This is a genomic window from Bacillus crepusculi (assembly GCF_014764715.1).
Classification (GTDB): Bacteria; Bacillota; Bacilli; order Bacillales; family Bacillaceae; genus Bacillus.
On record NZ_JACXXE010000001.1, the window covers coordinates 441,534 to 454,505 of the forward strand.

The window sequence follows — 12,972 nt, forward strand, 5'->3', positions numbered from 1 at the left end:
ATTTCCCCCTTAGTTTTTGCGAGTCAAGCTATCAGATACAATTCGTTCTTGTTCTTTTTTATGCACAGTTGGATCACCCTCAGCCGTACTTGAACGTCTTCTTCGGCCGATGTAACGTACTTTTATTTTTTCAGGCGCAATTTCACGTAAATATGGCTCAATGTATCCCCAAGCCCCCATATTTTGTGGTTCCTCTTGTACCCATACGATTTCTTCTAAGTTTTTCAGCTTCGTTAAAATTGCTTTAATATCTTTGGCTGGGAATGGATATAGTTGTTCCACTCTGGCAATATGAAGCCAATCTTTTGGCTCTTCCATTTGAGTAAAACGATCACTAATATCGATCGATACCTTCCCGCTAGATAGAACAAGGCGTGATACCTTTTCATGATCATGCACAAGACCCGGCTGCTCAAGAACGGGACGGAACTGTCCATCCGTTAATTCTTGGACTTCAGACAATGTGTTCGGGTTACGAAGCAGACTCTTCGGTGTCATGATGACAAGCGGACGAATCTCTTCACGAAGCAGCATTTTTGCCTGTCTTCTAAGAATGTGGAAGTATTGCGCTGCACTTGTCAGGTTCGCCACTGTCCAGTTATTCTCAGCAGCTGATTGCAGGAAGCGCTCTGTTCTTCCACTTGAATGTTCAGGACCTTGTCCTTCATATCCATGCGGCAAGAGCATAACTAAACCTGATTTTTGTCCCCATTTTGCGCGGCCTGCTGAAATAAATTGATCGAAATACACTTGAGCCGCATTTGCGAAGTCTCCAAATTGAGCTTCCCAAATCACTAACGTTTCAGGAGAATAGACATTATAACCATATTCAAATCCGATGACAGAGCCTTCCGACAGTGGACTGTTATGAACGGCAAATGATGCATTCACATCACTCAGTTCATGAAGGGCAATAAATTCCTCTCCCGTTTGACTGTCGTGTAGAACAAGGTTTCTTTGAGCAAATGTGCCTCGCTCTGAATCCTGTCCGGTCATTCGAATTGGCGTACCGTCTTTTAATATAGATGCAAATGCGAGTGCTTCTCCAAGTGACCACTCCACTTTACGGTCATCTGTAAACACCTTTGCACGTTTTTCAAGGATCCGCTTTAGCTTACCGAAGACTTGAAAATCTTTCGGCCAGCTAATTAATTCTTCGTTCAGCTTTCTTAATACATCAAATTCTACTGATGTATCCACTGCTGGGAAGCCGTTTGAGACAGGCTCTGGAAGTTCAATTTCTTGAATCGTATGCTCTTTCTTTGAAGGCACTTTTTTATAGGCTTCTTCAATCCTCGTCGTAACAGCCTGCTCAATTTCTTCTCGTTGCTCTTTTGTCAGCAGACCTTCTGAGACAAGTTTATCTGCAAAGATATTCTTGACAGTTTTGTGCTTTCTGACGGCATCATATAGCATTGGCTGAGTTGTAGAAGGCTCATCCATTTCGTTATGGCCATATCTGCGGTAACCGATCAAGTCAATTAAGAAATCCTTCTTGAAACGTTTGCGGTATTCTACAGCTAGCTGAACAGCCGCTAAACATGCTTCCGGATCATCTGCATTGACGTGAACAATTGGAATCTCAAAACCTTTTGCAAGGTCACTTGCATATTTCGTCGAACGAGATTCATTGCTTTCCGTTGTGAACCCGATCATGTTGTTTGCAATGATATGGATGGTTCCACCAACTTGATAGCCTACAAGTTGACTTAAATTTAATGTTTCTGCCACAATTCCTTCTCCAGGAAATGCCGCATCACCATGAATTAAAATGGCTAACGCTTTTTCAACATCTTGTACTGGATAGCCTTTTTGAGTACGCAATTCCTGAGCCGCGCGTGTGCTTCCTTCAATAATTGGATCAATAAACTCCAAGTGACTTGGGTTATTAGCAAGTGTGACTCTCGCACTCTTTGTATCTTCGTCTCTAATTTGACGGTCAGCTCCAAGATGGTACTTCACATCCCCTGTCCATCCGTAGCTGATGCCAATAGAGCCTTCTGATGGAACAAGCTCTTTATTTGGTGCATGCTGGAATTCTGAGAAAATGATCTCATATGGTTTTCCTAACACATGTGCTAATACATTTAAACGGCCTCTATGCGCCATTCCAATGTTAATATTTGAAGTCCCTTGTGTAACAGACTCTGAGATAATTTCATCAAGTACTGGAACAAGTGCGTCTAATCCTTCAATAGAAAAGCGCTTTTGCCCAACAAATGTTTTATGAAGGAACTGCTCGAAATACTCAACTTCTGTTAATCTTTTGAGTACAGAAACTAGTTTATCTGCTGGTTTTTTCTTAAATAGTTCACCAGATTCGATAGAGCTTGAAAGCCAGTTTCGTTCTTCGAAGTCATGCACGTGATCAAACTCAAATGAAATCGTACGCTTATACGTATTTCTCAAATGGTTAATGGCTTCTATGCCGTTTGAAATGTGTTTTGGTGCGTCTGGACTAATAATTGATATCGGAATATTCTTGACATCTTCTTCTGTTAAACCGTACTCCTTTAAAGGAAACAGCTCTTGTAATTCCTTTTCTTTACGAAGAGGATTGACGGAAGCATTTAAATGGCCATACGTTCTGATGTCTTCTGCCAGTTTAACGACTGATGCTATCTTTTGGATTTGTTCAGAAGTAACAACACTATTTTCTTTTTTCCCAATTTCCTCCTTCATTTCACTCGGTGGTGCACCAAGTTCATCAAATATGCCTCTTAGATCTTCATCAACACTATTAGGATCTTGGACATACTGATCGTAGAGCTCGAGCACATAGCCGAGGTTCGGACCATGAAATTCTTCCCAACTCAACGGTTGTTTCACATCATTTTGAAACATTTTGAACACTACCCCCAACTTTGATCATCAAGTGATTGAACACTATCTCGATATAACTTCCAGAACACAATGACCAAATTTATGTAATAAAACGCTTCCAATAATATTCTACCACTGTTTCGGATTACTTTCTACATTCTTTGTTCAATTAAAGATAAAAAATTCGCAGAAAAACAAAAAATTTAAATCATTCCGAAAAATATTTTGAAGAGAGGGGCAAAACCTTATGCCCCAATGCTTTTATGCAGCAGTTTCTTCAGTAATGGATATAATACATCTGGTAATGTATCGACATCTGGTACAAAAATGCTGAACTTGCCATACATATCTTGAATGGTTTTCATCTGTGCTTCTTCAATCGGCGAATTGGATAAAAACACGTTGATGACCTCAATGCCCTTTTTTCTCGCTTCAAGAACCGCTTCATGTGTATCGACGATCCCATTTTGTTCGTAGCTGAACGCAGCTGGTTCTCCGTCTGAAAATACAATGAGAAACTTTTGCTCTTCTCTTCGTTTTAAAATCATTTTCGTCATTTGGCGAATCGCATAGCCGTCCCGGTTATCCTCTTCTGGCTCAAGTGACATAATGGAAGGCCCTGCATCAAATAAAGAATCTTTGAACGATACGACTGTATTGAAATAGTTCGGCTGACTTGTTTCTGTTGCGTCGTTTGTATCTTCCCAAAACCCAACAATTTGGTGCGGGACTTGGACTGATTTTAAGGCTTCATGAAAAAGAACAATCCCTTTTTTCGTCTCATCCATCTTGTCGAACATGCTTGCAGAGCAATCGACTAATAAGGTGAAAACAGCATCAATTTGAGAAGATGGTGCCTGTTTTTTATAAAAAAGACGAGGGTTAGATTCTGTAAAATAGCGAATGAGCTTTTTACTTAGACGGCCTGCATGAAGATCTGTTTTTGGCCATGTTTTTTTATGCTCAAGTGTTTTTTGAATCATTTGCTTTAAGCGTTTTTGATAAGGCTCAACCGCCTTTGCATGCTGCTTGTACACGTCTATTTGTTCTGGCGCGGGCGGCTCTGGTGAAATCATCACTGGAAATGCGTATTTGTTCTCTTTTCCATTCTCATGAGCATCTGCTCCGCTTTCTTCGCCTTCTGCCTCTTCTAGTGCCTCAAGCTTTGAATAATCTTTTCGATGTGTTTGTTTTGCAGAGCCTTGAACAGTTCCAAGCGCCTGGTCTCCATCGTCACCTTCTCTTGCTGCATCTTTGCCGAGGTCACTCTTACCGCCATGCTGTAAATCAAATTGAAGGAAGCTTTTTGACGGCGCTTCAGTTTCTCTATGCCACACTTCCATATACTCTTGGTGGATGTCTTCATCCCCCTCTTTTTCCCGGTCAACTTTGATGTCCTCACTTAATGTAGGTTTTCTTTTTAAGTCATGGAACAGCGGTTCTTTTGCCGCTTTTTCATAGTCCAGTTCTGGGAAGAAAAAATACGTATTCAGCATATCTTTTTCAAGAAGCTCATCGAAGCCTTCCATCAATTCTTTTACAATGGCTGCGATGTCAGTTGTTGAATGTGCTTCATATACACGTTCAAGACTTGACTCAATAAACGGAATCATTGGATTGATGCGTTCGTGAAGGGGCGGAATCTCTTCAAGCGGTGAATCTGCTGTCAGCTTGACATACATCGCACAAAACAGGGCATCCGTTAAAATGCTTCGTTCTTGGTTAATCGTTAGTTGCGTCTTAAAGTGACGCCTATAAAGCTCTCTTCTACGTTTGAACACCTTTTTTGTTCCTGGGCGGTCGCGTTTAATCCTCTCTTCAATCCGGATATCTTCAAACAGCATAAACAATTGTTTACATAGGTCAGAGATTGTTAATGTACGAGCGTAGCGGATCATGTCCTCAAACACCGTCAGATCACTATACACAGTCCCTACTGCACGCAGGAAAACATCACTTTTCAGACCAGCTGTCATGTCTTCTTGTTTACGATCATCCCAAAAATGACTGATGAAAATTTTCTTTTCAAAGGGCTCATAGTAGGACTGCACACCGTATTCAAGCTCGACGTCATCACTTTTCGCTAATGTTTTAGCTAAATCTGTTAATTCCATAAATAGAAATGAATCGATTCTGCTGTCATTAAATTTGATGAATTTCAAAAGTCAGAACCTCACTCGAATAAAGTTTGAGCGATATTTCTTACCGCTGCTTTTTCCCGGTCATCTTCTAGCTTTTCAACAATCCCTCGTTCAACGGCACGAAGCGGCGGAATATATTGTGCAAGATCACATGTATCTAGAAGTGCGCGGATCGATGCTGCTTCTTCGCTAACCTGTCCATTGTGCGCTTGTGTAATGAGGTCTGATGAGAGCTGTACGAATTGATCGATTAACCGCTCATCCTTTAGTACAGATTGAGATTGCAGGACCTCTTTCAGGATGCTGCCGCCGATGTAAGGAACATCTATAACGACAAAACGGTTTTTCAGCGCTTCATTTAGAGGCACTGTGCCAACATACCCTTCGTTGATTGCCGCAATCACGCCAAAGCCCTCTTCTGCTCTGACAACCTCACCTGTAAATGGGTTTGTCATCATTTTTCGGTAGTCTAGTACACCGTTTAAAATAGGCAGCGTCTCCGGTTTCGCCATGTTGATTTCATCAATATATAAAAGATGACCTTTTTTCATCGCTTTTGTCACGGGTCCTTCAATGAATTCAATAGAAGCGACCTGACCATCGTTGTGGATGGTTTTATAGCCAATTAAGCTTTCTGCATCAAGATCAACCGAACAGTTTACACTATGCATCGGCTGCTGAAAGAAAGCGGATAAAGTTTCTGCTAGTTTTGTTTTACCTGAGCCAGTTGGCCCTTTTAATAGAACGTTTTTTCCTAGTGCTAGTGCAATCATGGCATCTTGCATGATAGTAGTATCCTGTGATTCATAGCCGCCTGTTCCAATCAGCGGACGGAATTCTTCTTCTAGCTCTTTTGCTTTCGCTTCGATCATTGCTTGAATTTCTTCTGGGAGTGATTGTTGGTTGAACATATATGATTAATTCCTCTCTTCGATCATTTTCCTCACCAAGTATACTAAAAAAACCTTTATGCACTCAATACATAAAGGTTAGACTTCTGTTATTTTACCATTTCTTTTGTGATCGCCCCGCAAGCAATTCGTTTTCCAGAGTTTCCAGAAGGGTTGCTTAAGTAATCATCTGCTTCTGCATGAATGATAAAGCTTCGGCCGTTTTGATCAATTAATTGATTAGGGCCTCCCTTTAACGTCACATTTGGTACATTGACGACAACATCAATTTGACCATCTGCTCCTACCTCTAAATTAGGCATATCTCCAGCATGATGCCCCTTTGGGTTGTCAAAACCATGCTCCCTGTACGTTGGATTAAAATGAGCACCTGCCGTTTCAAAATCTGGCGCTTCACATACACCTGTCTCGTGAATATGGAAGCCATGAGGACCTGGTGGTAACCCCTTTGCTTTCACATGAAGATCGAGGCCATTTACTGGAGATGCTCTAACTTCGATGCTTCCAATTTTTTGTCCACTTTCATTGATGAATGAAGTGGTGATTGGCGCACGGTTAGGTGCTGCAACTTCATGACTTTCTTCTGTCATTTCTTTTTTCGGTGGTGCCTGACATGCTGATATGAGAAAGACCACACATATCATGATCGTCCACACTGATTTTTTCATATAACTGCCCCCTTTTGTGATCAGTATGGACAATCTCATGAGAGGGCAAACAAAAAAAGCCGAAAATCGGCTTTTTTAGAAGAAACGTTTTGCACCTAAATAGGCTTTTTTCCAATAAGGATTACTTAAGTTTGAGATTCCTACGCCGCTGTCACTCGCATGAAGGAAATCTCCTCCACCTAGGTATAGTCCCATGTGAGAAGGACCCGCTTTGTATGTTGTAAAATAAACAAAGTCCCCAACTTGTGGTGTGCTGACAGGCGTCATCATATTCCAGTAGCCCGCTGTGCTTAATCTAGATACAGATGAAACCTTGTTAATGAGATAGTAAACAAAGCCGCTGCAATCAAACCCAGCTGGTGTATTACCGCCCCATCTGTAAGGAATTCCTGTTAGCTTTTTACCTTCTTGGATCATCGTTGTGATTTTTGCATTCATTGGTACATCGGTTTTGTTATTGTTCACCGGAGTCGTAGAACCATTAGATCCAGTCGAGCCAGAAGCCGTTCCATTAATTTTTAATACTTGTCCAATTCTAAGCACATCACTTTTCAAGCTGTTTGCCGTACGAATGGATTGTACCTGCACCTTAAACTGATTCGCAATTTTCCATAATGAATCGCCTGATTTTACGGTATAAGATGTTGTTTGACCGCTTGAAGACGAGTTACCACTTGAAGATGAGTTGCTTGGTTTTGAAGGTGCTTTCGGCTGACTTGGTTTTGAAGCAGCCGTCCCTTTTACTTTCAATACTTGATTCGGATAAATCATATCAGACTTTAACCCGTTCAATGTTTTGATTTCACCAATCGACATATTTAACGAATTCGCAATTTTCCAAAGAGAATCCCCTAATTTCACCTTATATGTACTAGATGATGAACTATTTGAGTTCGTTGTCTTATTGCTTGAGCTGGAATTTGATGTTGAGTTTGAATTTGATGACTGACTTCCGCTCGACTTTGTGCTCCCAGATACTTTTAGCTTTTGACCAGGTCGAATGAGGTCACTGTTTAAGCTGTTTAGGCTTTTTAAGCTTGCAACTGACATTTTGTGATTCTTTGCAATCAGCCATAATGAATCCCCAAGCTTGACTGTATAGCTAGATGTTGTTGAAGCGCTGGATTGCGTTGCCTTTGAACCTGTTGACGAGCTGGATTTCGTACTTTTTGCACCAGGAATCTTTAAGCTTTGTCCAGCAAAAATCATCGTCGTTTTTAATTGATTAAGAGATTGAAGCTCCGATATACTTGTTTTGTACTGTTCGGCAATCTTCCAAAGTGAGTCACCGCTTTTCACCTTGATCGTCTGTGCTTCTGCCGGTGCAGCAATAACAGCTGAGCCTGCGATCGCTGAAACTGTGAGGCCGGTTACTACTTTTTTCTTCATGTATGAATCTCCGCCTTTCATGATTTCGTTCAATAAGACTTATGTACTAGTTTTGAGTTTAGCATTTAATGGTTCTGCTTCTCTTGCACTATTTTATCTTTATTTCTATTATATTACTCGACATGAAGACGTTGGGCAATAACAAATAGGTTTGAGCAGCAAACTCAAAATGCTAAAACAAAGCCATATCGTTTCTATCGGCTGTTTGCTGTATTTATAAACATTTTTTAAGGAATTTTTAAGTTGACGTTTAGAAATTTGTCAAAACAAGCACTTTGCTAGTTTCATAGTTCTATTCTACATGACAAATTTTTCTGTATCAAATGACTTTTTACTTAATTGACTGTTTTTTCTCCTCAAATAAAAAAGCATCCTTCGGAATGAAGAATGCAGCGGTTCGTTTTTATTTTCTTATTTCCGATCTTTTACGGTAAGCGGATAAAGCACCCCTTCTTTAGCAAACGACATTTTACCCGTTTCTTCAGATACGACGAGAACCAGTGCGTCGGTCATACCAGAGAGCCCGATGGCTGCCCTGTGCCTTGTGCCAAGAGAAGGACTGACTTTTTTTGAGGTGAGCGGCAGTACATTTGCAGCGGAAACGAGTATATTTTCTTTCACTAAAAGAGCCCCATCATGAAGTGGGTTTCCCGGATAGAAAATGCTTTCTATTAATGATGCACTAATTTTCGCATGGAGGTTGGTCCCTTTTTGAATAAAATCCTCGACTTCATCTCTCCTTTGAATCACAATAAGTGCTCCGTGCTTTTGTTTAGATAAATGCTCAATTGCTAATGAAAATTGAGCAAAGCCGGGCGTGAATTCTTCCATATACGATTGCAAATAAAACGAGGAAGCCTCTGCATGCATTTCATTAAACTCATCATGTAATGATTCGAGGTCACAAAGTAAACATTGTTCAGTCTCATCAAGAGAATTGACGATTTTTTTTGCATCCATCATGATTTGCATCAAATGTGATTTCATCTCTAATTTAAATCTGGCTTCTTCATTTGTACGATTTAACATCTTGACCATTTCCCTCCTTCGCCGGTCTTGTGTCATAAAATAACAAATTGTGTACATTCTATTTGTATGGAGGTGAACTCAATATGACCATTCAGAAAGTCATTCAATATGCTTGCAGCATTTTAGGTGTTGTCAGCCTTTCTTTTATTTATGCCCAAATGTTTAAAAAAACGAAGCCATCAAAGAAAAATAATCCGACAGAGAATTGATTTTTTTACATAGCGTGATATAATTCCTCTCGTTATTTCTGTTCAGAGAGGAACTGATGATGAGAAAAACGAATAGCATTCGAGCAAAGTTGGCACAATTTTTAACCATTTTGATCCCGATTTTAATCACACAAGCGGGTCTTTCGCTTATTACGTTTTTAGACACAGTGATGTCTGGAAAGGTAAGTGCAGAAGACCTTGCGGGTGTCGCGATCGGTTCTAGCATTTGGACACCTGTTTATACAGGGCTTGCCGGTATATTGATGGCCGTTACTCCGATTGTGGCTCAGCTGATGGGCGCTGGTCATAAAGAAGATGTTCCCCGGGCTGTCTTTCAGGCGATCTATTTATCCCTTCTTTTAAGTGTCGTTGTGATCGTTATTGGAACGATTAGCGTTCCTTTCATATTAGGAGGACTTGGACTTGAGCCAACCGTAGAGGATATTGCCAGGAGTTTTCTGAGCTTTCTTGCTTTTGGGATCATCCCGCTGTTTGGTTATTCAGTGCTGAGGTCGTTTATTGATGCATTAGGGAAAACACGTGTGACGATGTTGATTACGTTAACAGCACTTCCTATTAACTTTGTTTTTAATTATGTATTTATTTTTGGGAATTTTGGCTTTCCAAAGCTTGGCGGTGCGGGGGCTGGCCTTGCATCTGCGATAACGTATTGGGCGATCTTCATCATGAGCATTTGTATTGTCATCAAGGCAGAGCCATTTGCCTCATTTCGTTTATTTCAAAAACTGCCTCGGTTCAATCTTTCCCGTATGGGGCAAATACTGAAAATCGGTATTCCTATTGGGTTTGCAATCTTTTTTGAAACGAGTATTTTCGCAGCTGTCACGCTTTTAATGGGTCATTTTGATACCGTGACGATCGCCAGTCACCAAGCAGCAATGAACTTTGCTTCTATTCTATATATTTTACCGCTTAGTATCTCAATGGCATTAACGATCGTCGTTGGCTTTGAAGCGGGAGCAAAGAGGTATAAGGACGCGCAAAGCTATAGCTATATCGGGATTGCAACTGCTGTTTTATTCTCTTTATGTACAGCAGCACTTATTTTGTTATTTAGACCTGAGATCGCAAGTTTATATACAACTGAATCACCTGTTTTACAGCTGACACAGCACTTTTTGATTTACGCAATCTTTTTCCAGCTGTCAGATGCGATCGCTGCACCGATTCAAGGGGCTCTGCGCGGCTATAAAGATGTGAACTATACTCTCATTGCAGCTTTTGTCTCTTACTGGGTCATCGGTCTTCCTTCCGGCTATCTGATTGGCACGTATACCTCATTTGGGGCGTTTGGCTACTGGATCGGTCTCATTACCGGGCTTGCTGCTGGTGCCATCGTTCTCTTTATCCGTCTTAGATTGATTGAAAGACGATATTCTCTGTCCCATACATTTGAAAATGAGCGTGCAAAATAATTGGCTCAATTCGAAGTTCAAAAAAGGAGGCTGTCGATATGATTTCGACAGCCTCCTTTTTATTTAGTCATTCCATTGATACGTCCAGAAAATTTCTTCATCGAACCATTTTTGAACGACTGGTTCTTTATTTTTCAGCTTCTGCTCAAGTTCTTTCAGCATGCCTTCTGTTTGTGTTCTGTGCGCTCTTAATGCATTTAATTTGATATCGGCTACATCTGTAATGTCGATCACAATATCTGCATTTCCTAGCACTTCTTCTCTATTTCTCGTAATGGCCATGCAGTATGTGACAGGACGGTCTTCTTTTTTCTTGCGGTAAAGAGCGCGGATGACGGCCTCCCCTGTCGCATCATGATCAGGGTGTACACCATGTCCTGGGTAAAAGGTGACAATAAGTGTTGGTTTGACTTCATCGATAATGTTTTCCATCACATCCGCCAAATACTCATCATCTTCAAATTCGAGCGTCTTATCACGGAGGCCAAGCATACGCAAATCCGTGATATCCATTTCTTTACACGCGTTGATTAATTCCTGCTTTCTTAATTCAGGAAGTGTTTCACGATTGGCATATGTTGGGCTGCCCATATTTCTGCCCATTTCCCCAAGCGTCCCGCATGCATACGTGACTGGAATTCCGCGTTTTCTGCTTTGTGCAATGAGACCTGCGACCCCAAAGGATTCATCATCGGGGTGAGGCAGCATCACTAGTACATGTTCGTTCATCACTTGTCACCCTTTCTTCTACACCTGAAATGGTGTTTCACTAATTTGTAATGAGATCGCTAGTTTTCCGTCTGGCAAATGCCCTGCTAATAAAAGGCGGCCCTGGTCATCAAACTCATAATCGGTTAATCCTTCTGCGTAAATCCAGCCATCTTCTGTTTTCATTCCAACACGGTACGGACCTTGTCCTTTTATTTTCGCCTGTGAATAGACGACTTTTGCATTGCGGATATACGCCACAACTGTCATATTTTGTTCATTTACATGAGCTGAATAAGAACCAGTAGTCGTTTCAAGATGAACGAAGACTGGACGATTTAAAAACGATTCAAGATGTGCAGTGACATCCTCCGTTTGAATTGGTTTCATGAGTGGTTCCTTCCTTCATTTTGAATTAATTCTCGCAGCTTTTTCGTATGTAAGCTGATCAGCTGCAATTGATGATCATGATGAACAGCACTTTCTAATATTCTCTCCACAGCGAGCACATACTTTTGATGTAATGATTTTCTCGCTCGCGGATGGGTACGTGCGTCGAGTAAATCATCACATATCGCCTCGAGTAAAGAAGACATATCATCGACATCAAGCTGACGATTTTTCCATAAAGATTGATAAGCGGCTGTAAGCTCATTGGCTGATGACATGTGATCACCTCTACAGTTTTGGTAACAACTTATTATGACATGATCCGCCTTCAAAAAAAAGCAAACTGCTTGTTCTATTTAATGAGAGTTCGCTGTTTTTTTCATTCGTAATTGTGAGGTGGTAAACAAGAAAATCGCCACCCAAATACAAAGAAACGTCACGATTTTTGCCGCAGATAAGTGTTCGTGATACACAAAGAGACCTAAAAACAGCGTAATCGTCGGTGCAATGTATTGCAAAATACCCACTTGATAAAGAGGAAGTCTTTTTGCACCTTCAGAAAATAAAAGAAGCGGCACAGCTGTAAAGACCCCTGCAAAAAATAAGAGGCCAAGCGATCCGAAGCTGCTCGGGTTCATGGTGACCACAGGTTCCTTTAAGAAGAAGAATAAGTAAATAAGTGCAGCTGGTGCGAGTAGTAGTGTTTCAATCGTTAACCCAATCGCACTCGTAAAGCTCATCCTTTTTTTAATCAGTCCATAGAAACCAAAGCTAAAGGCTAATAAAAGAGCAACGAAAGGAAATGAGCCATACTGGACCGTTGAAATGATCACACCAGCGGCGGCAATGAGTATCGCGATCGTTTGCATTTTATTCAGTCGTTCTTTCAAGAAAAGGATCCCTAATAAAACGGATACTAACGGATTAATATAGTACCCTAAACTTGCTTCTAGCATAAGATGATGGTTGACCGCCCAAATGTACACATACCAGTTGACCGAAATTAAAATAGCAGATAAAAGTAATGAGAAAAGTGCTTTTCCATCCATCATCAGCCCTTTCACAGTCTGCATCGCTGGACGGACTTGCTTTAGATAAAGGAGAATACCGCACATAAAAATAAATGACCAGACAATTCTGTGCGCTAAAATTTCGCCTGACGAAATATGCTCCATCAACTTCCAATATAACGGGAATAGCCCCCATAATGTAAAAGATGCTGCCGTATACAAAACACCTTTTGAATGCTGCTGTTCGTTCAATCTAAC

General features: G+C 40.9%; 12 protein-coding genes. 2 read left to right on the forward strand and 10 right to left on the reverse strand.

Translation table 11 applies throughout. From position 1 onward, the window contains the following. Positions 1-9: 9 nt before the first annotated feature. The 6 genes from sucA to cdaS all read right to left on the reverse strand — a co-directional run bounded on the left by sucA (position 10) and on the right by cdaS (position 8,961). Positions 10-2,844 carry a 2-oxoglutarate dehydrogenase E1 component gene (gene sucA / locus IEE86_RS02135; protein WP_191095731.1) on the reverse strand — a complete coding sequence of 945 codons (2,835 nt, stop codon included), beginning with the start codon at positions 2,842-2,844 and terminating at the stop codon, positions 10-12. 224 nt (positions 2,845-3,068) lie between these two features. Next, positions 3,069-4,985 (reverse strand): vWA domain-containing protein, encoded by a 1,917-nt coding sequence (locus IEE86_RS02140; protein ID WP_191095732.1) that lies wholly within the window; start codon positions 4,983-4,985, stop codon positions 3,069-3,071. 11 nt (positions 4,986-4,996) lie between these two features. Then, a complete protein-coding gene (locus IEE86_RS02145; RefSeq protein ID WP_191095733.1) occupies positions 4,997-5,875 on the reverse strand; it encodes an ATP-binding protein in 879 nt (292 codons plus the stop codon). An 89-nt stretch (positions 5,876-5,964) separates the two neighbouring features. Further along, on the reverse strand, positions 5,965-6,543 hold the full coding sequence (locus tag IEE86_RS02150; protein WP_191095734.1) for a superoxide dismutase family protein: 579 nt from the start codon (positions 6,541-6,543) through the stop codon (positions 5,965-5,967). 75 nt (positions 6,544-6,618) lie between these two features. Then, a complete protein-coding gene (locus IEE86_RS02155) occupies positions 6,619-7,932 on the reverse strand; it encodes a C40 family peptidase (RefSeq protein ID WP_191095735.1) in 1,314 nt (437 codons plus the stop codon). 411 nt (positions 7,933-8,343) lie between these two features. Continuing rightward, on the reverse strand, positions 8,344-8,961 hold the full coding sequence (cdaS, locus tag IEE86_RS02160; protein ID WP_191095736.1) for a sporulation-specific diadenylate cyclase CdaS: 618 nt from the start codon (positions 8,959-8,961) through the stop codon (positions 8,344-8,346). A gap of 83 nt (positions 8,962-9,044) precedes the next feature. Between cdaS and IEE86_RS19520 the strand changes: the two genes are divergently transcribed. Beyond that, positions 9,045-9,170: a hypothetical protein gene (locus IEE86_RS19520; RefSeq protein WP_003215647.1), complete on the forward strand. Its 126-nt coding sequence runs from the start codon at positions 9,045-9,047 to the stop codon at positions 9,168-9,170. Positions 9,171-9,229: 59 nt separating this feature from the next. Further along, positions 9,230-10,606, forward strand: a complete 1,377-nt coding sequence (locus IEE86_RS02165) for an MATE family efflux transporter (protein ID WP_191095737.1) — start codon at positions 9,230-9,232, stop codon at positions 10,604-10,606. 63 nt (positions 10,607-10,669) lie between these two features. Here IEE86_RS02165 and bshB2 read toward each other — a convergent pair whose 3' ends face one another. The 4 genes from bshB2 to rarD all read right to left on the reverse strand — a co-directional run bounded on the left by bshB2 (position 10,670) and on the right by rarD (position 12,966). Further along, positions 10,670-11,335, reverse strand: coding sequence for a bacillithiol biosynthesis deacetylase BshB2 (gene bshB2, locus IEE86_RS02170; RefSeq protein ID WP_191095738.1), 666 nt, complete (start codon positions 11,333-11,335; stop codon positions 10,670-10,672). A gap of 18 nt (positions 11,336-11,353) precedes the next feature. Further along, complete coding sequence (locus IEE86_RS02175) at positions 11,354-11,704, reverse strand: YojF family protein (RefSeq protein WP_012010262.1); 351 nt, start codon at positions 11,702-11,704, stop codon at positions 11,354-11,356. After that, complete coding sequence (locus tag IEE86_RS02180) at positions 11,701-11,982, reverse strand: hypothetical protein (protein WP_191095739.1); 282 nt, start codon at positions 11,980-11,982, stop codon at positions 11,701-11,703. The genes IEE86_RS02175 and IEE86_RS02180 overlap by 4 nt, the downstream gene beginning before the upstream one ends. A gap of 78 nt (positions 11,983-12,060) precedes the next feature. Further along, entirely contained in the window at positions 12,061-12,966 is a 906-nt protein-coding gene (gene rarD, locus IEE86_RS02185; protein WP_191096034.1) for an EamA family transporter RarD, read from the reverse strand. Positions 12,967-12,972: the final 6 nt, after the last annotated feature.